This is a genomic window from Terriglobus albidus (genome assembly GCF_025685425.1).
GTDB classification, from domain to species: Bacteria; Acidobacteriota; Terriglobia; order Terriglobales; family Acidobacteriaceae; genus Terriglobus; species Terriglobus albidus.
Genome location: NZ_JAGTAS010000030.1, coordinates 33,397 through 54,430 on the forward strand (window position 1 = coordinate 33,397; position 21,034 = coordinate 54,430).

17 protein-coding genes are annotated in these 21,034 nt (G+C 57.7%); 12 read left to right on the top strand and 5 right to left on the bottom strand.

The features are described 5' to 3' along the window. Positions 1–40: 40 nt before the first annotated feature. From OHL21_RS05940 to OHL21_RS05975, 8 genes are all read left to right on the top strand, one after another. A complete protein-coding gene (locus tag OHL21_RS05940) occupies positions 41–391 on the top strand; it encodes a PadR family transcriptional regulator (RefSeq protein ID WP_263416329.1) in 351 nt (116 codons plus the stop codon). Next, the gene (locus OHL21_RS05945; RefSeq protein WP_263416330.1) at positions 388–3,099 is read left to right on the top strand and encodes an ABC transporter permease; all 2,712 of its coding nucleotides are present in this window, start codon (positions 388–390) and stop codon (positions 3,097–3,099) included. Before OHL21_RS05940 ends, OHL21_RS05945 begins: the two co-directional genes overlap by 4 nt. Before the next feature lie 832 nt (positions 3,100–3,931). Beyond that, positions 3,932–5,968, top strand: a complete 2,037-nt coding sequence (locus OHL21_RS05950; protein WP_263416331.1) for a glycosyl hydrolase family 18 protein — start codon at positions 3,932–3,934, stop codon at positions 5,966–5,968. Positions 5,969–5,999: 31 nt separating this feature from the next. Beyond that, on the top strand, positions 6,000–6,374 hold the full coding sequence (locus OHL21_RS05955) for a hypothetical protein (RefSeq protein WP_263416332.1): 375 nt from the start codon (positions 6,000–6,002) through the stop codon (positions 6,372–6,374). Further along, complete coding sequence (locus tag OHL21_RS05960; RefSeq protein ID WP_263416333.1) at positions 6,371–6,628, top strand: DUF5985 family protein; 258 nt, start codon at positions 6,371–6,373, stop codon at positions 6,626–6,628. Before OHL21_RS05955 ends, OHL21_RS05960 begins: the two co-directional genes overlap by 4 nt. Continuing rightward, complete coding sequence (locus OHL21_RS05965; RefSeq protein WP_263416334.1) at positions 6,625–6,915, top strand: DUF5985 family protein; 291 nt, start codon at positions 6,625–6,627, stop codon at positions 6,913–6,915. The genes OHL21_RS05960 and OHL21_RS05965 overlap by 4 nt, the downstream gene beginning before the upstream one ends. 512 nt (positions 6,916–7,427) lie before the next feature. Next, the gene (locus OHL21_RS05970) at positions 7,428–7,793 is read left to right on the top strand and encodes an HNH endonuclease (protein WP_263416335.1); all 366 of its coding nucleotides are present in this window, start codon (positions 7,428–7,430) and stop codon (positions 7,791–7,793) included. 130 nt (positions 7,794–7,923) lie between these two features. Beyond that, positions 7,924–8,391, top strand: a complete 468-nt coding sequence (locus OHL21_RS05975) for a hypothetical protein (protein WP_263416336.1) — start codon at positions 7,924–7,926, stop codon at positions 8,389–8,391. Between the two features lie 21 nt (positions 8,392–8,412). Here the strand turns inward: OHL21_RS05975 and OHL21_RS05980 are convergent, their stop codons facing one another. The 3 genes from OHL21_RS05980 to OHL21_RS05990 all read right to left on the bottom strand — a co-directional run bounded on the left by OHL21_RS05980 (position 8,413) and on the right by OHL21_RS05990 (position 12,197). Further along, the gene (locus OHL21_RS05980) at positions 8,413–9,528 is read right to left on the bottom strand and encodes a PepSY-associated TM helix domain-containing protein (RefSeq protein ID WP_263416337.1); all 1,116 of its coding nucleotides are present in this window, start codon (positions 9,526–9,528) and stop codon (positions 8,413–8,415) included. Positions 9,529–9,660: 132 nt separating this feature from the next. Further along, a complete protein-coding gene (locus tag OHL21_RS05985) occupies positions 9,661–9,795 on the bottom strand; it encodes a hypothetical protein (RefSeq protein WP_263416338.1) in 135 nt (44 codons plus the stop codon). Then, on the bottom strand, positions 9,783–12,197 hold the full coding sequence (locus tag OHL21_RS05990) for a TonB-dependent siderophore receptor (RefSeq protein WP_263416339.1): 2,415 nt from the start codon (positions 12,195–12,197) through the stop codon (positions 9,783–9,785). The genes OHL21_RS05985 and OHL21_RS05990 overlap by 13 nt, the downstream gene beginning before the upstream one ends. A gap of 167 nt (positions 12,198–12,364) precedes the next feature. Here OHL21_RS05990 and OHL21_RS05995 point away from each other — a divergent pair, with 167 nt between their 5' ends. The 3 genes from OHL21_RS05995 (at position 12,365) to OHL21_RS06005 (ending at position 17,469) form a co-directional block, all read left to right on the top strand. Then, complete coding sequence (locus tag OHL21_RS05995) at positions 12,365–15,295, top strand: ligand-binding sensor domain-containing diguanylate cyclase (RefSeq protein ID WP_263416340.1); 2,931 nt, start codon at positions 12,365–12,367, stop codon at positions 15,293–15,295. A 571-nt stretch (positions 15,296–15,866) separates the two neighbouring features. Continuing rightward, positions 15,867–16,598, top strand: a complete 732-nt coding sequence (locus OHL21_RS06000) for a 3-keto-disaccharide hydrolase (protein WP_263416341.1) — start codon at positions 15,867–15,869, stop codon at positions 16,596–16,598. Between the two features lie 211 nt (positions 16,599–16,809). Then, a complete protein-coding gene (locus tag OHL21_RS06005; RefSeq protein ID WP_263416342.1) occupies positions 16,810–17,469 on the top strand; it encodes an MOSC domain-containing protein in 660 nt (219 codons plus the stop codon). 160 nt (positions 17,470–17,629) lie between these two features. Here OHL21_RS06005 and OHL21_RS06010 read toward each other — a convergent pair whose 3' ends face one another. Then, positions 17,630–18,652 (bottom strand): LLM class flavin-dependent oxidoreductase, encoded by a 1,023-nt coding sequence (locus OHL21_RS06010; protein ID WP_263416343.1) that lies wholly within the window; start codon positions 18,650–18,652, stop codon positions 17,630–17,632. Between the two features lie 116 nt (positions 18,653–18,768). Here OHL21_RS06010 and OHL21_RS06015 point away from each other — a divergent pair, with 116 nt between their 5' ends. After that, the gene (locus OHL21_RS06015; RefSeq protein ID WP_263416344.1) at positions 18,769–19,206 is read left to right on the top strand and encodes a hypothetical protein; all 438 of its coding nucleotides are present in this window, start codon (positions 18,769–18,771) and stop codon (positions 19,204–19,206) included. Positions 19,207–19,583: 377 nt separating this feature from the next. Here the strand turns inward: OHL21_RS06015 and OHL21_RS06020 are convergent, their stop codons facing one another. Continuing rightward, entirely contained in the window at positions 19,584–20,519 is a 936-nt protein-coding gene (locus tag OHL21_RS06020) for an RraA family protein (RefSeq protein WP_263416345.1), read from the bottom strand. Between the last annotated feature and the right edge of the window lie 515 nt (positions 20,520–21,034).

A 21,034-nucleotide genomic window follows, 5' to 3' on the forward strand; every position in this document is an offset into this window, starting at 1 on the left:
TCGTGGTATTCCTTTGGCGTATCCAAAGGAGCACTGGAAGATGGCCGCCGACAAATCAGAAGTTCTTCAGGGAACCCTGGATCTCATGATCCTCAAGACGCTGCACGCCCTGGGTCCGCTGCATGGCTTCGGCATTGCGCGGCGTATCGAGCAACTCAGCGAAGACGTCCTCACGCTCAACGAAGGAACGGTCTACACCTCTTTGCTCCGTCTGCAGCAGAAGAGCTGGATCGCAAGCGAATGGGGCGTCTCGGAAAACAACCGGCGCGCCCGCTTCTATCGGATCACCAAGCGAGGACTCAAGCAACTCGCCATCGAGACGGAGAACTGGGAGAGGATCTCCGGCGTTATCGGCCGCGTGCTCGCGCTTGAGGCGAAGGTCGAGCCATGATGGACCGCGTGCTCGTCTTCCTCGCAAAGCTCAAAGCGCTCTTCCTGCGCTCGTCCGATGATGCTGCCTTCAAGAACGAAGTTGAAGCACATCTTGAGATGTTATCTGAGCGCTATGAGAACCAGGGCATGAGTGCGGCTGAGGCAAAGCAGGCAGCGCGGAGGCAGTTCGGGAACGTGACCCTGTTGACACAGAAGAGAAAGGAAGCGAGAACAACCATGTTCTTTTCCAACGTTGCGCGTGATCTTCGATATGGCGTGCGTCAGCTTATCAAGACGCCCGTGTTTACGCTCGTCTGCGTCTTGACTCTGGCGCTGGGTGTAGGAGCGAATACGGCCGTCTTCAGCGTGATGCATGCCGTCCTGATGAAGATGTTGCCGGTGCACGATGCCTCCCGGGTTGTTTACGTGCACACCACCAGCTTCCCGACAGGAGCGCATAACACCGGCGACGAGGCTACCTCCTTCTCTTATGCCACCTATCGCGAACTCCGCGAGCACAGCGGCCTGCAGGAGGTCATCGGCTATATCCCCATGTCCTCGAGCGGCAAGGCGCCGGTGCGCGTTGGGACCGTTCCCGAGGAAGCGGCCGGCGACATGGTGAGTGGGAACTACTTCAGCGGCTTAGGTGTCGGTGTCGAACTGGGCCGCGGATTCCTCCAGAAGGATGAAGACGGCCATGCGCCGGTCACTGTCATCAGCGAGAAATTCTGGGCGTCACACTATGCGCACAGCCGGGACGTGCTTGGAAAAACGCTCTTCATCAAATCAAAACCCTTCACCATTGTGGGCGTTGCGGCGAAAGGCTTTGAAGGGACAGAAGGCCGTATTCCTCTGGACTTCTGGATTCCCCTGCAGAGCGATCCGGAGTTTAACGCATGGGGTAGTCCGGCGAATGAAGGCACCTATCTCACAATCCCTATCTTCTGGTGCATGCGCCTGATGGCGCGAATCCCGGAGTCGGTCACGCAGGAGCAGGCGCTGGCGAAGGCGCAGGGTATCTTCCAACAGGCGGCTTACCTTGGCATCGCGGAGAAACGCGCTGGAGAAAGAATTCCGCAGCTCTCGTTCCTTCCGGCGAAGCAGTTCGATGGACAAGACGATTCCTTTGCGCGCTCTCTCAAGACATTGATGGCGATGGTCGGCCTTGTCCTGCTAATTGCCATGTGCAACATCGTGATGCTGTTGATGGCGCGCAATGCCAATCGCCAACGGGAGTTCAGTATTCGCCTGGCCATCGGTGCGGGCCGCAAAGAGATTGCGCGGCAACTGCTGACCGAAAGCTTCCTGCTCGTCGTGCTGGGCGGAATCGCAGCCTGGGTCTTCGCTCTGGGAGCAACACACGCGCTCGGCGCCTGGGCACGCATCGACTCCAACCTTCAACCGGACGCGGTCGTGCTCTGGTTTACGTTTGCTGTCCTGCTCGTCCTGGCGCTGGTCTTCGGCATTGCGCCTCTGCGCGCCGCCGTCTCCTCCGGACCGGAGACAGCACTGCGCAGCTCCGCGACAGCCTCGCAGATCACCACTCGCAACGTGCGCACGGGCAATATCGTGATCATCATGCAGGTCGCGATGTGTGTCGTGCTGCTGGTAGGAGCAGCGCTGTTGCTGGGAACACTCCGCAACCTGATGAATATTCCCCTTGGTCAGAAGCCGGAAGGGGTGCTCGTCTTCGGGATTCATCCGCAGCACATTCAATCGAAAGAGGAGAGCATCGCCTTCTTCGTCAACCTGCAGCAGAGACTGCGGACGATACCTGGAGTCGAAGCCATCTCCTTTGCTGGCAATCGTCCAGGGTCGGGTTGGTCCAACAACGACGGCGGCGTCCGCGTTGACGGCCATACACCGAATGGGGTTGAGCCGGAAAAGGCGAACTACAGACATAACACCGTTGGGAGTGATTACTTCCGCGCCATGGGAGTACCTGTACTGCAGGGCAGAGACTTCTCCGATGCCGATTCTGCCACTGCTCCCCAAGTCGTCATCGTGAACGAGACCTTTGCGAAGAAGTATCTCGGCACCGTGAATGCGGTCGGCCATGTCTTGTCGAACTCAAAGGGATTTCATCCAAGACTGATCGTCGGCGTGGTGAAAGACCACAAATATACCGGCATCACCGAAGAGGCCAGGCCCATGAATTGGACCGTGTTCATGCAGGGCGACCGTGAGAACGAGCTCAATGTCGAGATGCGCGTACAGGGTGACCCGATGGCGATGCTTCCCACGGTACGCAGGTTCGTACAGCAGATTGATCCGGATATGCCGCTGCTCGAACCCATGGTGGAGAGCGAAGTTTTCCGGCAATCCATCTCGCAACAGATCATGTTCGCCCGGCTCGCGGGATGCTTCGGTGTGCTTGCCGTCGTGTTGATTGCGACCGGTCTTTACGGGACACTCTCGTATCGCGTAAGCAGACGCAATGCGGAGATCGGAGTGCGGATGGCCCTCGGCGCACAACGCAGACAGATCGTGTGGATGGTCCTGCGCGGAAGCCTGCTGCTTACGGTGGCCGGCGTTGCTCTGGGGATTCCGGCTGCGATTGCTGCCTCCAAGGGAATCGAGAGCTCGCTGTATGGAGTCAAAGCCCTGGACATCGCCAGCTATCTGCTCGCGATCGCTGGGGTGACCATCGTTGCACTGGTGGCCAGTGGCCTGCCCGCGGGACGTGCGGGCAGCGTTGATCCTTCCACGGTTCTTCGTGCGGACTAATTACAGGGAATCTCATTTGAGCGAAGCGTAAGCGGGATATTCGGGTCTACGGCGAACTATTCGAGCGTAGCTCGAATCTGGTGGGAGCCGTGGCCTTCAGGCCACGGTCTATTGGCTCAATATAGAAATGGGCTTTAGCCCTGGGCCTTATCCTATCCATCGGGAAAAGGCCCGGGCTTAAACCCATTCCTTATTGAGCCAGAAAGATGTGTTGAGCGCTGAAGGCCGGGGTCCCCAATGAACTTGTTCATTGGGGTGGAAAGGCGCGACCTATACCAGCCTGGGGCAACGCCCCAGGTACGGAGATGGGGAAATGGTAAGAGGGCTGAAGGCCCGATCTATAATCCCCAATCGTCACAAACAAAAATGGTTCGCGAAAGCGTTGTATGCCTAGAGTATTTTCCCTGTTGCTGGGTATCCCGGAAGAGGAGTGCAGCGGCGTTTTCATTGCGGAAAACGCCCATAGATGCGGAATCCCGCGCTGCACCTACAGGGCAAATGCTCTATCGAAACGATACGGTCGGATTGAAGACCTTTATATAGGGCGGGCCTTCAGCCCTTTAACTTCTTGTGGGGACCGATACCTGGGGCGTTGCCCCAGGCTGGTATAGAACGCGCCTTCAGCGCTTGATTCTCCCTACCAATTTCCACCGATCGCGGATATCCGATACAAGAGCTCTCCTGGAAAGCGGCTCGACTATCTCTCCCGAACCGGCTGGGTAATTCTATAAGTGGCTTCTGACCAAAACTACGCAAATTGTCCTATGAAGCCCTTTTCCCCGATGTTGCATACTTGCAGGGTTGCGATTTCGACCTGATGAGGTTGCCCCGTATGCGAGCGAAGTGGATGTGTCTGTCGTTGCTTGGTGTTTTTTCTGCGATTGCGCAAGCGCAGGGAACGGTTCCGGTATTTCAGTACACCACAGGTAGCCAGACCTTTACCCTTGCCGGCAGCGATCCGGCGAAGGCAACAACCACACGCATTCCTGTCACACTGGTACCACTGAAGCTGAGCTTCCCCAACAGCCGGCCCGGTCTACCGCCGCGTATGCTGGACGCCACCGCGGATGTCCCCGCGATCACAGCATCACCCATCTTTCAGAGCTTTGCCTTTCCCGTGGGCGGTAACACCCAATACACCGATGCCCTGCTACGGAGCACCATCGGAAGCACGGCTGCCGGACATACGTTGCTGGAGAAGCCGGTTGTAAAGGCCATCTCGATCGAGATTCCCGCTGGGCATGGCTATCTACTTTCTTCCAAGAAAGATGGTGGGAAGGTCGCCGTCGTCGACATGCAATATGTACAGCACGAGCTCTTCAAGCAGCTTCCAAAACAGGATGGCCTGGTGCTGGCCGTGACGCACAACGTGACCTTCTTTGCAGAGGCGGACGACACCATCTGCTGCGCGACCGGAACACATGGGATCGATAAGATAACCGGAACCTCCTTCGTGCTGGGATCGTATTTTGCCAGGACGCCTGCCATTGTGCGCGAGCGCGATATCCAGCCGCTGACGCAGCAGCTTGCGGAGTTCTTCAACGACCCGCTGCATGATCCCCTGACACAGGGCAACAAACCGACCGGCAATGTTCTGCAGACCGGCTGGGCTATGGCGACCGGCTCCTGCGGAGGACGCGGTATCGGCTCAGCTTACTTCCTGCTGCAGCCTACGGATACCAACCACAAGAACAACTTTCCGTATGCTGAACCCTTCGCCGCGAGGCAATACCATCTGAGCAATGTGGCGCTTTTTCCCTGGTACACGGGCGGGAGTGGAACTTACAGCTTCCCTGACAAGAATGCACTGTCGGCTCCGGCGAAGCCATGCGGTGCGCGGCGCCCGGATAACTCCACCAGCGGCAGCGTACCGACCACTGCCGCAATCTCCAACGATCATCCCGGCGCACACCGGCTGATCGGCTACTGGAATGGCTCGCGCGATTTCAAGCTGACTGATGTCGCACCACAGTGGGACATCATCATTGAGGCATTCGCCGTGCCGGACCACTCCGCCCCGGAGGGCACGCTGCGGTTCACGCCCCCGAACGGCTACACGCCGGAACAGTTACAGGCCGATATCGCCCAGATGAAGTCAAAGGGCAAGAAGGTGATGATCTCGCTGGGTGGCGGCGGCCAGTTCTTCTCGATGGACAAGCCCGAGAGCGTAACCACCTTTGTGGATTCGGTTTCGAAGGTCGTCTCCCAGTATGGCTTTGATGGTGTGGACATCGACTTCGAGACCCCATCGCTGGATATCGATGCCAACGACCGCGACTTCCGCCATCCCACTACGCCTTCCATCGTGCATCTGATTGAAGGTCTGCGGCAGCTGCACGATAAGTTTGGCTCGGGGTTCATGATCAGCCTGGTGCCTGAGGGCACACAGATTCCCGCCGCAGCCGTTGTCTATGGCGGACAGTTCGGCAGCTATCTGCCGCTGGCTTATGGGCTACGCGACATCCTGTCGTTCGTCGATGTGCAGGACTACAACACGCCTCCTCTGCAGGGCCTTGATGGTGAGATCTACCAGGCCGCAACGACGGACTATCACGCCATGATGACGGAGCTGGTGCTGCATGGCTTTGCGGTCGCCGGGAACCCGAATCTCATGTTTCCTCCGATTCCGGCAGACAAAGTAGCCGTGGGCTTCCTGACCGGATATGAAGAGCCCACCACGATGAGCGCAGGAGTCACGTATCTGCTCACTGGAAAGAAGCCGGCGGATGCGACCTACAAGCTCGTACATCCGGCAGGTTATCCGGATCTGCTGGGCGCGATGTATTGGACGATCGATGCGGACCGGCGCGAGAACTATAAGTACTCCAACGTGCTGGGACCGCTTCTGCACACGGCTCCTGAAAAATGATAAGGTGCACATTGACCGCCGTATGAGTTGAATGGAAGCGCTGCAGTTCATCGCCGAAAATATTGACAGCGTGCCCCACCTGGAGGCTTTGATTCTCCTGTGGAACAGCCGACCCGTGTCCTGGAGTCTCGCGGAACTAGCCTGCCGCCTTTATGTAACTCCTGAGCGGGCGCATGAGATCCTGAACAACCTGATGCGACTGCAGGTTATACGAGAGGTGGAAGGGCCTCAGCCCAGGTTCTGCTACTTCGCTCGCAACAGCGAGCAGGATGCCCTCATGCAGGATGTCGATTCGATCTATCGCAAGGATCTGGTGAGGGTCTCAAACATGATCCATTCGAAAGAGTCGTCTCCTGTCCGCGAATTCGCGCGCGCATTCCGATTTAGAAAGGACCTCGAGACGTGAACGCGGCTCTGTATATCCTCACCTGCCTGACCATGCTGCTATGCGCGGTGCTGTTGCTGCGCGCCTACTTCGCGGTACAGCGGCGCCTTTTGCTGTGGAGCGCACTCTGCTTCTTCGGCCTGACGCTGTCAAACCTGCTGGTCGCTCTGGATCTCATTGTCCTGAGGGAAGTGGATCTCTATACATGGCGGCTTGGATCATCGGCGCTATCAATGATGCTGCTTCTTTACGGACTGATCTGGGAGAGCAAATGACACCTTTAAGTCCGCTGCTACATCCCACGCTCGATACCTTCCTGCTCGGCTTCGTTGTCGCCGCCTCGCTAGTGGCGGCGCTCTTCTTTCTTCGTTTCTGGAAGAACACGCGGGACCTGCTCTTCCTGGCATTCACGGTATTTTTCTTGATCCAGGCGCTTACACAGTCTCTTGTTCTCGGCTATGCGCACCCCAACGAAGGAAGTGCGGGCCTCTTTCTGCTTCGTCTGCTTTCGGTGCTGGTAATTCTGGCGGCGATTCTATGGAAGAACTTTGGGAAGGGCTAGGGCGATTGAGCTTAGTAGCCACACGGAATGTGAATAGTGACGCCTGAGCGCCGAGATCCACAGTGCTGGAGAAAATCGAAGCTAGCTTGGTTCGAGCATAGCTCGAATGGTTCACCTCAACGAACGAAGGTCGCCGGGACGCCGAATCTCCCACTCCTCGCGTATTGTGGTCCCCGACGAACTTCGTTTGTTGGGGTGATTGGCGATGAATGGGGCACCCAGTTCTGTGGCCTCGTCGTGATGATCTGCAGTCAAGGCATTGTTGGAGCAGACAGATTCTGACACCGATGTCATTCATAATTCCGCCGTGTTTCTCTCGTATGAGGTTCCAGCCCTGTTGCGCGAGAATGAAATTGGAGATGAGTACCGCACGCATCATGACTGGAGGTTGGGTAGACCGAAAATCGGTGCCCAAGGGAGCGAACGGTCGCGGGCTATGCCGCTGGTGCAGCTTAGAGGTTCCTCGCGGCCGCTTCACGTTCTGTTCTGAATTCTGTGTACACGAGTGGAAGTTGCGATCGCAGCCTGGTTATCTGCGGGAGCAGGTCTTCCTGAGAGACGAAGGGATCTGTGCCGAGTGCTCTGTCGATACTGTTGCTGCCGCCCGGACTCTTCGGTATTCGCGCGGAGGCCGCCGCCAGGAACTCTTGCAGCACTGGGGGTTGCGTACCCGCTCTCGTAAGAGCCTTTGGGATGCCGACCATATCCTGCCGGTCAGTGAGGGTGGTGGCGAATGCGACCTGGACAATATCCGCACACTTTGTCTGCGCTGTCATCGGATCGCAACAGGAGAACTCCGCGAGCGCCGGCGACTGGCGAAGGTGGCTCTCGATAACCAGCGCGCGGGTGTTTCACGCAGCGCGTTCTTAACATCATGATCATACTGCGTAGCCTGTGCCAATGGCTATTTGACGAACAATTTGGAAAGAGGAAATTTTTCCGGAGGCTAGGGATTCTCCCAGTTGCTTGCACCGGAGAGGGGAACCTACCATTCGACTTTCGGAAGCTTTGAACGTCCTTGCTGTCTTTACTGTCAATGGTTCTCTCGCCGGTTACCCGCATTGGATAGGAGAGTATTTTCGCTTCGATGGTGTAACCATGCAGCCCGGATTACCTGTAACCATTCTGTCCCTTGGATATGATGAACTTCTTTTGAGCAGCAGGACTGCTGTGCTTCGACGAGCAGGGTATCGCGCGGTGACCGGTTGCGGGATTGAGCCTTTCAATGATCAGTTCATTCTGTCATTGGAACTCATCATCTTTTGTCACACAGTCAGCCAGTACGAGATTGATCGGGTGATCGAGCAGTGTGGTCGTCTGAATCGCAAACTAAAATTTCTGCTCATTTACTCGCACCTGCAGCCGCCGAGGGCATCGGGATCGAATCAGTTTGATTCTTTACCCGAACCAGAGTGCCTGCTCGAAGCTGTGAAGCAAATCCTGCCTGTCAGGCGGTACGAGAAGGCCATTGCCTAGATTCCTCTGCTAGGAAATAAATCACGCCCGCCAGCGTGTCCGCAGATAACGGTTCCAGTACATTAACAGGCCAGTCACGCTCAGTACCGGCAAGCACAGCCCAAGCAGGCACCACAGAATCTTTACCGGCAGACCCCACAGCGTGCCGAAGTGCAGTGGATACATCAGCCACAGGAACCAGTCGCCAAGGGATTTGTTCTCGCCATAATGCCACACGGTAAGGACCTGGCCAGTATGGCCGTCGAACGTATCGACGTCGCGCAGACTGAAGTCGCCGGGGCTGCGGCGATCGATATAGAGCGTGATGTTGCCGCCGGGTTTCTCCGGCAGGCTGATGCCGGTCAGGTATCCAGGAGAGACCTCCCGTTGGTGGGCGATGATCTCTTCTATCTCCGCAATCGATGTGCCCGTTGAAGGTTCGGGAGCCTGCGGCTGCTTCATTCCGATCAGCGGAGAGACTGCGTTGACCACAGCGGCGACCTGCAGAGGGAAAAGAAAATAGACGGCGGTAATGCCCCACCAGCTCACAATCAATAGAGTCCAGATACCGATGGCATTGTGGGTGTCGTAGTTAATGCGTTTCCATCCGCGGCGCAGCGAGACGAAGAGACCGCGTGTCCACAACTTGATGCCAGGCCACCACAGAACGGCTCCGGTGATGGCAAGGATCAACAGGCCAATGCCGGCCGAGCAGTTCACGATGAATCCGGTCTCGCCCATCAACAGGTTGACGTGCAGGTCCAGTACATAGTCGATGAAGAGCTTGCGCTGATTTTGATAGGGTGCTCCCGTGGCTGCATCCGCGAAGATGGTGTGGTCTTTCTTTTGGGCGTCTTCAAAGTAGAGCGTCCAGCGCGGATTCTGCGGCTGCGGTGGTGAGATAAAGGTCAGCCGCCATGCGGGGAAAGATCGCTGCGCGGCCCTGATGACAGTGCTGACAGGCGCGATGTGGTCCTTATCGAAGGAGACGCGACGCATACTGGCCTGGCGAATCTCATCCTGAAAAACCAGCGTGGCTCCGCTTAGACCGATGACGATGACGTAAAGCGAGAGCAGGACTCCCAGCCAGAGATGGACCTGAAAGAGTGCCCGGCGCAGCCAGAGCTTTCGTGGATGGTGAAGAAGCGTAGCGATCATTGCTGAGGAGTTTTTGTGAGACGGTTCGTACTTCGCTCAGGTGTTCATATCGTTAGCCCTGTGAGGGCTAACGATATGGGTGGGAGCAGCGGGCTTCAGCCCGCTGATTAGTGCGACATAAGACCTCGGGCTTTAGAGCCGATAGACCATGGGCTGAAGCCCACGGCTCCCACCACCCAGATCGAGCTCCGCTCGAATGTCCCACCCATCGCTGGTCCCCCCGATACGCGATGGATGGGAGACACCGGCCTTTCTTAGAAGTTCCATGACACCGTTCCGCGAATTACGCGGGGTTCGCCCGGTTTCACATAGAGATCGTTGTACGAACCGCTGTAGTAATGTTTGTTGCCGATATTGTTGGCGTTGATCTGCCACATCGCGGGGCCGCGGCGATAGCTCACGGAAGCGTCGACCAGACCATAGCCGGGTAGTTGGAAGGTGTTGGCCAGATCACCAGACTGGTTGGTGAAGTGGCGGCCGCCTGCGCCGAAGGTCAATCCGCGAATCTTGCCACGTGAAATCTCGTAGGTCGTCCAGATGTTGAACAGGTGCTTCGGAGCGTTCAGCGTTGGAGTGCCTGCAGGCAAGGTCGTGTCATGCGTGACCTCGGCGTTGATATAGGAGTAGGCAGAGGTGACATTCCATCCGGCAAGCGGATGCACGGTTGCCTCCAGCTCGACACCGCGGCTGCGCTGCTGGCCGGTGACGAGATAGAAATTCGCGTGCGCGGGATCACTCGTAGCAACGTTATTGCGGTTGAGCTGGAAGATGGCCAGCGTGGTGAGCAGACGGCCACCGAAAAAGGTAGACTTCGCTCCGCCCTCCCATTGTTGTCCTCGCTCCGGAGCGATGAAGCGGCCACTGGTGCTGCCGTCATAGACCATACCCGACTGCGGCATGAAGCTCTTGCTGAAGCTGCCGTAGATGGAGGTCGACGGAATGAATTGCCACGTAACGCCGAGTCGTGGCGTCAGGCCGGTGGAGTTCTGGTTCGGCGATCCCTTGGACTCGTTCTTCGCGAAGTCCACGCGTCCGCCGCCGGTGATAGTGACATGCCGCGGCAGACGGATGTGGTCTTGCAGATAGATACCGGTGTACTGCGTGACCGTGTTGCTGCTGGTGTAAAGCTGCAGTGCACGATAGGGATTCGCACCATACCTGGGAGCGTAGAGATCCAGCGGTTCGTACTGTGACAGGTCGCTGAAGTTGATCGACCAGCCACGTGAGTTCGCCGGGTTGCGGTAGAAGTCCACACCGAGCAGAGCGCTGTGCTCCATGCCCCAGAAGCTGCCTTTGACTTCCATGTTGGTATCGACATCGTGTGTCTGCCAGGGACCGTCCCAGTCCAGCGGATAGCGATAGAGCGTCCGCTGATCGGCGCCGAGGAACGATGGATAGTAAATACGGTTCCAGTGCTGCTGATACCAGGCGAAGCGGGAGTTCTGCCGCAGCAGCAGGTGATCGCTGAAGGTGTGGCGGAACTGATAGCCGATCTGCTGATTGGCCTGTGCCAACTGGTTGGCGTGTGCATCCAGCTCACCGTTATAGACGTTGATGGGAAGCAGACCGTTGGGATTGGGAAGCACGGTTCCGACCGCCGGCAGCGGCATGCCCTGGCGGCCGTTATCACGCTGTACGCGGCCAATCAGCGTGAGCGAGGTCGCTGCCGTAGGACGCCACGTTAGCGATGGAGCAAGGTAGTAGCGATGGCGATAGGTGTAGTCGACGAAGGTATTGGCAGAGTGATACAGCGCCGCCAGCCGTCCATAGACGGTGCGTGATGAGTTCAGCGATCCACCTACATCGATGGCAGGATCGAGGAAGTTGAAGGAGCCGGCGGTGAGCTGCACGTGCGCAAAGCGATCGGGGATTGGCTTGCGCGTAACGATGTTGACCAGACCGCCGAGCACGCTCTGCCCATAGAGTGCGGAGGAAGGTCCCTTCAGTACTTCGACGGACTCCAGCCCCCAGGTCTCTTCCGACATGCCGTTCCCGCCGCGCAGCCCATCGATGTAGGTGTTGAATGAGGCATCGAAGCCGCGGATACGGTAGTAGTCCCAGCCGTCGTAGTAGCCGCCGGCCATGACACCAGCGACGTTCCTGAGCGCGTCATCCAGCTTGACGACATTCTGCGCATTCATCAGATCGCGATTGATGACAGTGATGGCCTGTGGCACTTCGCTGAGCGGAAGCTCGGATTTGGTGCCGCCGCTGGCGACGGAGACCGAATACTCGTTGTCTCCCGTGACCGTGACGACACTATTCACCTGGCTGAGGTGCAGCACAGGATTCAGGACCATGGCTGCATCGGTCAGGGTGACGTCCTGCATGGCAGCACCGAAGGTGGCGGCCTCAATCAGCAACCGATAGCTGCCGGCAGGTGCGGTGAGGGAGTAGGCGCCGGTGGAGTCCGTCGTGGCAGTGACCCGGAAACCATCGCAGGTCAGGATGAGTTGTGCACGGGCAACGCCGGCTCCGGAGGGATCGGTAACGATACCCGAAAGAATGCGGACCGGGCTATCAGGCGTCTGCGTGCAGGCGACCGGTGGATACTCATCCCCCACAATGTCGGCCACTGTACGGTTTGTCTTGTCTTCCGCGATCGCGGCGGAGCAAAGAAGCAACAGGACGCAGGGGTACGCCCTGGTCAGAAACCGGTGTAGATGCATGGACTTACCTTTCTAGTTCTATTCAGATCCAGACCGGCCCACACACGAAAACCGATATAGGACTAATGCAGTCTAATTAATATAGGACCGATTTAGTCTTAGTCAACTTCTACGCCTCATTTCAATCTTTCCCGGTTGCTGCCGATATGCCGTTTAAGAGCTCCGGGATGACGCGAAAACCTATCCTCGCTGTGCTGTGCGTATGCCTCTTTGGTGTGTTGGCCACGCTGGCGGCGGCGCAGCATTTTGCGTTTCGCACCTACGGACTCTCTGAGGGGCTGAAGAGTTTAAGCGTTCGCTATATCGTGCAGGATGCCGAGGGGACTCTCATCGTCTGCACTGAGGGCGGCGTCTACCGGTATGACGGCGCCGATTTCAAACGCATTGCATTCAACGCATCGGACGAGCAGTACGTTACCGGTGCAGCTCGTGATCATGAGGGCCGCGTCTGGTTCTCGACACTGCGTGGGCTCTACGTGATGGACCATACCGGCGTGCATGCGATTCCCGAACCGCCGGGCGGCTTTGACTTCGATCTGCACGCGACGTTGGCTGCGCTGGCGAGCGAGCATGGACGGCTTTACTTCGTCAGCCGGCAAAGGCTTTATGTTGCGGAGCAAGGCTCGACCGGGTGGATCATTGCGCCGGGATTTTCCCATGAGCTCGTCCGCGAACACCCACAGTTGAAGGACATTACATTTGTTGCCGGCCAGGACGATCACCTCTGGGTGGGGTGCGGGCTGGAGATCTGTTCTTACACTCCTGCGGCGGGACTACACATCTATGGACCCGAGGAGAACCTGCCATCCGAACGGTGGCGTGTGGCATTTGCCGACAGCAAGCACCGGCTATGGGTAAGAAGCGAGACATCGCTTTACCGGCTCGATCGCGATGCGAAAGCATTTGTGCCTGCCGGCCTGAGTCTGCCGAGCGGAGCGCTTGCCGCGCGTGGAACCGCGATCGTCGAGGATAAGCAGGGACGCATTCTCATCAACCTTGGCGAAGGCCTGGCGCGTCTGGAAGGCGGCAACTGGAATGTGTTTCAGGGCGGTGCGGATCTTCCCGTGCGCATGATCGATACGCTGTTCGTTGATCGGCAGGGTTCCGTGTGGGTGGGCTGGAACGGCAAAGGCCTGGGGCGGTGGCTTGGCTATGACAACACCGTGAACTGGACAACGATGAACGGCCTGCGATCGGACATCGTGTGGAACTTTGCGCGCGATCGCAGCGACCGCATGTGGGTTGCGACCGAGAGCGGTCTGGAGATGATCGAGGCGGGCAGCCGTTCGATCAGACAGCGAGCGGCCTCCAGCAGAATTCCGCTTCACCGTGTGCAATCGATCGCGATGGCCGCCGACGGACACTTCTGGACAGGAAGCGATGATGGCAGTGTCTTTGACTACGATCCGGCGACTGGCGAGGGCCACAAGGTGGCTCAGTTAACCGGCGTCTTTCAGATTCTTAGCGACACTTCGGGACGTATGTGGATCTCCACGCTGAACGGGCTTTACGTTGTGGAGCCCGATGATCCTTCGCGTAGTGTCCAGATGATCACCGGCAAAGACGCTCCGTCAGGTCAGGTCTATGTCGGTGTGGAAGACAAGCGCAATGCCCTCTGGTTCATTGCCGGCAGCGGTTTGTTTCGTTTTACCGGCGAGACGTGGAAAAAGATCGAGCTTCCGGCCGCATACCATCCCACGCTCTCCGCACAGCTCAGCATCGGCCAGGACGGCACCTTCTGGATCTCCGGTAACGAGCCGAACCTGGTGCATCTTCGCGTGCGGGGCAATAAGGCAGAGTTGTTGGAGGCGATACCGTGGGCCAGCGGCGACGCCAAAGTCTTCCTGGTAAAGACAGACAGCCGCGGCTGGGTCTGGGCGGGGACGGGAGAAGGCCTCTACCTCTTCAATGGCAGCCGATGGAGCCACTGCGGTGTAGAAGACGGGCTGGTTTGGAACGACATCAACAGCAATAGCTTTTATGAAGATAAGGACGGCACCATCTGGATCGGCACCAGTGGAGGCATGACGCACTTTGTGCATCCGGAACGTCTGTTCACGCAGGAGCAGCTTACGGCGCAAATCACTGAGGTGAAGATTGGTGAGAAGCTGCTGACTCTGTTCGCTGATGGAGAAGTTCCGTGGCGCCGCGATTCCTTGACCGCGCATCTTGTCTCCACCGACTTTCAGCGCGAGAGCTCCATCACTTTCCGCTATCGCATGGTGGGGCTGGAAGAGGAGTGGCAGGATACGCCGCTGCATGACCTGCGTTATCCGGCACTGCCTGCGGGTGAGTATCGCCTTGAGGTGGTTGCGGTCGACGAAGGAACCGGACGCAAGTCTGACACGGCATCGGTTGAGTTCCGCATTCTTCCGCCATGGTGGCAGACGCGGACGATGTGGGCGGTCTATATCCTGTCGCCGTTGTTGCTATGCCTGCTGGTCTGGCGTTGGAGTGTGCGTTTCTTCGTCCGCCGGCAGCGCCATCTGGAAGCGATTGTGCAGGAACGTACGCGCGAGCTGGAGCAGGAGAAACGCGAGTTGCTCAAGGCACGGCAGGAGCTGCAGATTCAGGCGACACACGATTCGCTGACCGGTCTCCTCAATCGCGGAGCAATTATGGAGCACCTGGAGCAGGAGGTCGAACGGGCACGGCGCGAAGGCACTACTTTTGCTCTGGTCCTGTTGGATATCGATCACTTCAAGCGAGTGAACGATACCTGGGGGCACTCGGCAGGCGACTGTGTGCTACGCGAATACGCGCGGCGCCTGAGTGCGCTTGCACGGCTGTATGACGTTGTGGGCCGCTATGGCGGCGAAGAGATGATGATGCTGCTTCCCGGGCTGACACGCTCGACCGCAAGCACACGCCTGCCCGAACTGCACGCGGCCCTTTGTGCTGAGCCGATCGGCTGCGACGGACACTACCTCAATATCACCTGCTCCATCGGAGTGAGCTGGTATGAGCTGGGACGCAGCACCGCGCAGCGGCTGATCGATCGTGCCGACGACGCGCTTTATCGTGCGAAAGATGAAGGGAGGAACAGAATCGTTTTTGCGGATGAAGATGTGCCCAACATGGCGGAGCTGAGGAACTAAGCGGGTGCCCCATATCTGACGATGTTATCGCCAGATATGGGAGTGGGTACCACGACACTACAGGTCATTCAGCATCCTGCAAACCCACATCTCGGCTACGCCGAGATATGGGGCACTCAGATCATTGCACCCAGATTCTTGCTTGTTGCGAATATCGCTAGCGACTACTTTTTCCACGCGTAAAAACGTCTTTGGCAGCTTTCGCAACGATAGGGACGCAGCAGCAGAAAACGCGGAAGCAGGTCAAAGAGTCGCGGGTGTGATTCACGCACTGCGTGGGATGACAAGCATTGGGGACAGCGATACGGAAAGAGCGACATGTCAGCTATGCAGAACCCCCCAGCCCTTGCTGGAAAAGTGAAGACAATTTTTTAGCTTTTGTAGTGCACTGTAGCACGGCTTTATTCCCACCCAGTAAAAATCCCATTCTTTGCCTGAACGTACGGCATCTTTATCTGTTTGCTGGGAGCCTGATGTTCTGTGACTACATAAGATGGCAGATGTTTCCCCGGCCACCCGACCGTCGAGCACTTGCATAGGGATCGTAGCGTGCGTGTACCATTGATTTCCTATGAAACTGTCATTTGCCGCCCGTGTCCTGTTGCTTCTTCTCGTACCTGCCGTCTACGCGCAGAACAACACCTTGTCTCCCAAGGAAAAGGCCGCCGGCTGGCGCCTGTTGTGGGACGGTACCTCGATGCATGGATGGCACAGCGCTAAGGGCGCAAATGTGCCGGTAGAGGGTGCAGAGATCAAGGACGGTGTGCTGCAACTGCGCTCCTCGGAGTCTCACCAGGGCGATGTTGTCTCGGACGATATCTTCGGCGACTTCGAGCTGACCGTCGACTTCAAGCTGACGCGTGGCGCCAACAGCGGCGTGAAGTACTTCGTCAACGACAAGGTGAATGAAGCGGCACACTCCGTCATCGGCTTCGAGTATCAGCTTCTGGATGACGATGTACATCCCGATGCCAAGCTGGGCCGCAACGGCGACCGCAAGACGGCATCGCTCTATGACATTCTTCCCGCGGCAGAGAACAAGCCGACACGCCCCATCGGTGAGTGGAATACGGCTCGCATCGTAGTGCGCGGCAATCACGGCGAACACTGGCTCAACGGTGTGAAGGTGTTGGAGTATGACCGTACCTCAGCGACGTTCCGCGAAGCGCTGGCGCAGAGCAAGTTCAAAGACTTCAAAGGATTCGGCGATGCTTCCGACGGACACATCCTGCTGCAGGATCATGGCGACGTCGTTTACTTCCGTAACATCAAGATTCGTCCGTTGACCGCACACGTTAAGTAGGTTGACGAATGGGTGCCCCATATCTGGCGGTATCATCGCCAGATGTGGGGCACCCGATTCTACCTGGATTGTTAGTACTGAGAGATGAAAAGCGGATTTTCCCGATGCTGGTGACGCGCTGGAACATCTAATCCTTTCGATAGAGCATTTTTTCTATAGGTGTGGGGTAGGGCTTCTGCATCTATGGGCTAGATCGAAAGGATGTGTTCAGGTGCCAGGTGTGGGCAAGGTGTACTCGGTCAATGTCGGCAAGGTACGTGACGTTGAATTCTTCGGGAAAGTTGTGACTACCGGCATCTTTAAGGAGCCGGTATCCGGAGTTGTGACTGCCCGCCGCCTGGGACTGGATGGCGATAAGCAGGCGGACCTGACGGTTCATGGTGGTCCTCAGAAAGCTGTCTACTTCTATCCCCGAGAGCACTATGCCGATTGGGAAGAACTGCTGAGGACAGGGCCGCTTACTCCTGGAGCTTTTGGAGAGAACATTACTTCCGAAGGCTTTTCAGAAGCCGAGCTTTGTGTCGGTGACGTGATTCAAATTGGAAGTGCATTGCTGCAGGTGCTACAGCCGAGAAGTCCCTGTTACAAGCTGCAGATCAAGTTTCAGCGGCCGGATATGGTCGCGTTGTTTGTTCATCAGAATCGCCCCGGATGGTATGCCTCGGTTGTGCAGGAAGGAACGCTGACGGCAGGGGATGAGATCACGGTTGTGAGCAGGGCGCCGGAACGGATCAGTGTTGCCGATATCTGGCGATACAGTCTGGTTGAAGAGGCGGACCTGGAGACGCAGCAGCGCGTTCGTGCGCTGGAACTCTTGCCTCGCTTCTGGAAGAGGCAGATCCTGCGGGATGAGTTATCTCCGGTTGTCTAGAGGGGTGGAAGAGGGTGCCCCATATCTCGGCGTAGCCGAGATGTGGGTTTGCAGGAAGTATGCGACGCCCCCATCCCACATCTTGCGGTAAAGCCGCCAGATATGGGGCACCCAGTCCGTGGCACCCGGTCCATGGGTATCTCAAATGTGATGAAACATCCTACCGCCAACCGAGTGCCGGTGCGACGGTCTTCAAAATCGTTTCCAATACATGTGCGTTATAGGCAACGCCCAGTTGGTTGGGGACGGTGAGTAGCAATGTATCGGCCTCTGCGATTGCCTCATCCTTCCTGAGTTGTTCGACCAGGACATCGGGCTCGGCGGCGTAGCTGCGGCCGAAGATGGCTCGTGTACTTGCATCAATAAAGCCGACCGTGTCTTCTTCCTCGCGACCGTACCCGAAGAAGGCGCGGTCACGGTCACTGACCAGCGCGAAGATGCTGCGGCTGACAGAGACGCGCGGTATACGGGTGTGGCCTGCTTCTTTCCATGCCTCGCGGAAGGCGCGAATCTGCGCGGCCTGTTGGATGTGGAGCGGCTCACCGGTCTCATCGAACTTGAGGGTGGAGGTCTGCAAATTCATGCCAAGCTTCGCGGCCCAGACGGCCGTTGTGTTCGAGGCGGATCCCCACCAGATGCGGTCGCGCAGGCCCTTGGAAAATGGCTCAAGGCGCAGCAGTCCCGGTGGATTGGAAAACATGGGACGCGGGTTAGGCTGCGCGAAGCCCTTGCCGCTGAGCACCTCGAGAAAGGCTTTGGTGTGCCGCCGACCCATATCTTTGTCGCTCTCGCCCTCGGCTGGTTGATAACCAAAGTAGCGCCAGCCGTCGATGGCCTGTTCGGGCGATCCACGGCTAAGGCCCAACTGCAGGCGTCCGCCGGAGATCAGATCGGCAGCACAGGCATCTTCTGCCATGTAGTGAGGGTTCTCATACCGCATGTCGATCACGGCCGTGCCGATCTCAATCTTGCTCGTCTTCGCGCCGATCGCCGCAAGCAGCGGGAACGGCGATGCCAGCTGCCGCGCGAAGTGATGCACGCGGAAGTAGGCTCCGTCTATTCCCAGGCGCTCGGCCTCGATGGCCAAGTCAATGGATTGCAGCAGCGCATCGGCAGCTGACTGCGTTCCTGACTGCGGGGATGGTGTCCAGTGGCCGAAAGAGAGGAAGCCGAGCTTTTTCATGCAGAGTAGTTGATCTCCCATGAAATCTGATGCTTGCCGCCGGCGTTCGATGCTTTTGGCCTGAGGCATAGCCGGGTTCACACGACTCTGCATCCAATGCCGGGAGGAGGTTTGCTATGAGAATCCCTGTCATATTCCTGTCTGTGGCGCCGCTGGTTTTCGGGCTTGCTGTCATGGCGCAGAACTCTTCTTCGTCGCAGACTCCGCAGGCTCCGCCATCACAGTCACAGACTCCTCAGCCCCATCCACGAAGCGCCGGTGGTGATGTTGGCAGTGGCAGCGGCAATATCGGCAAAGGTGCAGGCAAAGGCGCGGGCCATGCCGCCGAGGGCGTTGGCAAAGGCGCCGGAGATCTGGTGACGCTGCATCCGATCGGTGCAGCCGAGAATGTAGGCAAGGGGGCCGGCGAAGCTGGTAAGGATGTTGGCGTAGGCACGGTGAAGGGAACAGGCAAGATCACGAAAGGTACAGGAAGAGCCGTAGCGAAGCCGTTCCATCATTCGAAGAAGCATGAGAATAAAGATGCGGCTCCGCAAACAGAGCCGCAGCGGTAGGTAGATTGAAGAGACACGTTTTGGGGCGAAGTGGACAGCCTGGCGGAATAAGCGCTGAAGGCGCGTTCCATACCAGCCTGGGGCAAGGCCAGGTTTCGGGAAACATTGAGGCACTAAGGGCTGAAGGCCGCTCCATATTCCTAACGTTTAGTGAGAGTGGAATTGTCGGACCACCCAAAGACCTTGTCGTCCTGAACGTTCGGGGTCCCCGGCGAACTTGTTCGCTGGGGTGATTAGTGAAGGACCTGCGAATGCTCTTCATCGCAGGACTATAGAACGGGCCTTCAGCCCTCTCCTCTTCTTGGTGCCGTCTACCTGGGGCTACGCCCAGGCTGGTATGGAACGCGCCTTCAGCGCTTTTATTGCTTGACCAAACCTTAATCGTGTCCCGCCGCCGCGAGGAGCTTCTGGAACTCCTCCTGTGACATCTTCAACTTTTCGGGATGATCCTTCACCCAGGTGCGGAAGGCCTGGTACTTCGCTGCAGTCCAGCCACCTTCAAACTGGCCGCCGTTGGAGCCTTTCGCATTCTGCTCGAAGTTGAACTCGTCTTTGAGCTTGGTGAACTCGGCGCTACTGATGGCCTCCTCTGCAAGCTGCGCGGGAACAAAGACAACGCCGTCGGCGCGCGCCAGCACCAGGTCTCCGGGAAGCACCACGGCTCTGCCGATGCGCACGGGCGCATTGATCGCGGTAAGCGTCATCTGCGCCCAGGCGGAGGGATCGTAGCCTCGGTAGACGCCATTGAGTCCAGCAATCTCGCGATTCTCCTCCTGGTCACGGATGCCCGCATCGAAGACGAATCCACCGTGGGTGTGGGCAGCGATGCCGCTGCCGAGGTTGGAGCCGATCAGCGTGCCTTCCACGATCTTGCCAAAGCCATCGGCGACATACACATCGCCCTGTTCGAGTTGTTTGATGGGCCAGCTATTGGTATCGCCGACTCGCCCCTCAGCTTTGCCTTCAGCCTTGATGGCAGCAACCATGTCGGGCCGCGATGGCATGTACTGCGCGGTGAGCGCACGTCCGGCAAAGGGCTTGTCGGCGTGAAGCGACTGCCAGCCGCCTTCGAACTGGTTCTTGTAGCCGTGCTCCCGCAGGAAGTCCCACACATCTTCGATGGTCACGTCGAGCGCACGGGAGAGCAGTGCATCAGGCAGCTTCGGCCGGCCATCGGAGAAGCGCTCGCCATGCCAGTCATGGGTGTAGAAGAGAATGCGCTCCCGCGAGGTGGTGACCTGTGCGGACGCGGTCTGTACCGATGTAGCACAGGTAAGTACGAATAGTATGGCAACAAATAAGGAACGATTCATAAGAGCGCTAGTATTGCACGGTCGCTAATCAAGAGTCTGGTGTAGGGAATTTCGGCATCCGCTGAAGGAACTGAGTATTTCCGCAGCCTGTGAAGCCAGGCAGACGCTCCCCGTTCGCGCATAGCGCGAATGTATTGCTTAAGGGGACGGCTTCAGCCGTCCCGTATCGGCATCCGAAAGCAGGCCGGCTTTAGCCGCTGAGGGCAAGATTCGCGTGTGTTGACAGATCTGCCTTTGCTGCTGAGCTATCGTGCGAGCCTTCAGCCATTCGTCGTTCAACGTACCAAGAGACTTATGGTTGATATGCTCTAATCTTGACCTCAGCGGCTAAAGCCGCGCCTCTTTTAGGCTTTAGTACGGCATGGCTGAAGCCATGCCCTTAAGCAAGGGTACAGACCGGGCAGATGGGTAACAGATTAGACCGGGGAGATAGGTAACACTTTCGCGAGGTCGAGCGGAGGCGTGTAGAAGTCAGGCATGCCTTGGAGAGCGAGCGGAGTGTTGGAAGAGCGTAC